This is a genomic window from Tepidimonas fonticaldi (genome assembly GCF_007556755.1).
In the GTDB taxonomy this organism is placed as follows: Bacteria; Pseudomonadota; Gammaproteobacteria; order Burkholderiales; family Burkholderiaceae_C; genus Tepidimonas; species Tepidimonas fonticaldi.
Genome location: NZ_VJOO01000075.1, coordinates 1 through 1,072, shown reverse-complemented (window position 1 = coordinate 1,072; position 1,072 = coordinate 1). Strand labels below are relative to the sequence as shown.

The 1,072-nt window shown below is 65.0% G+C and carries 1 protein-coding gene; it reads right to left on the bottom strand.

The annotated features are described in order from the left end of the window. The coding region (locus tag Tfont_RS14365) for an IS481 family transposase (RefSeq protein WP_143969934.1) at positions 1-947 on the bottom strand (947 nt) is incomplete at its 3' end. Positions 948-1,072 lie beyond the last annotated feature (125 nt).

Here is a 1,072-nt window from a genome sequence, read left to right as displayed (position 1 = left end):
TGGGGTCGCTTTTGGAACAAATCCGATCTTCGCCGATACCAGTCCTTCATGGCCTGCATGGGCGTGCGGGCATCGAGGGCAGTCTGAGGCAGATGGTGGTTGTAGAGCCAAGCGTAGCGCAAGAGGGTTTGCTCCAGGTCTTGGCCGCTGAGGAAGTGATGGCTGCGCAGCACCTCTTCGATACGACCGTTGAAGCGCTCCACCATGCCGTTGGTCTGGGGCCGCCGTGGACGGGTAAGCCGATGTTCGATGCCCAGCGCAGCGCACAGCTCATCGAAGGCGTGCTGCCCGGTGGGGGTGCGCTCACCCGTGGTGACGAAGCGGTCGGTGAATTCCTTGCCGTTGTCGGTGAGGATCGTGCGGATGCGCACCGGGCAGGCCTTGGCCAGGGCGGCCAAAAAGGCGCGCGCGGCGCGTGCGCTCTTGGTGCTCTTGAGCTGGATGAACACCCAGCGCGTGGCGCGGTCGATGGCCACGAACAGGTAGCGACGCCTATCCTCATCGGCCATTTGGGGCAGGTATTTCACGTCGATGTGTACGTAGCCCGGCTCGTAGGCAGCAAAGGGGGCGTGCGTGGCCTTGCGCGCCTGCGGCTGCAGCGCCCGCAGGTTGCTCACCCCGTGGCGGCGCAGGCAGCGATCCAGGCCAGAGCGCGAGACATCTGGGTTGACGAACTCGCGCATGACCGCCAGCAGATCGTCCAGCGACAGCAGCAGGGTCTTGCGCAGTTGCACCGCGATGATCTCCTGCGCCGCTGTCAAGGTGGTCGGCAGCCGATGCGGCGTGTGCGGCCGGTCTTCGAAGCTCGTGCGGTGCTTCCACTTGAAGACGGTCATGGGCGACACACCGTAGCGCTGCGCCAGCGTCTGGATCGACTCGTCGCTGGCGGCAATCTCGGCGCGGATCGCCGGGGTGGTGCGCGCCAACTTGTGCAGTCGCACGATCATGATCGCACTCCTTCGGATGAGACCTCGCCGCCGACTCCCGCGCCTCGCAGCAGCTCTTGCAGGATGCTGCGTGCCAGCAGGTATCCACGGCGGCTGGGTATTATGTGATCATCCGGGATGCGACA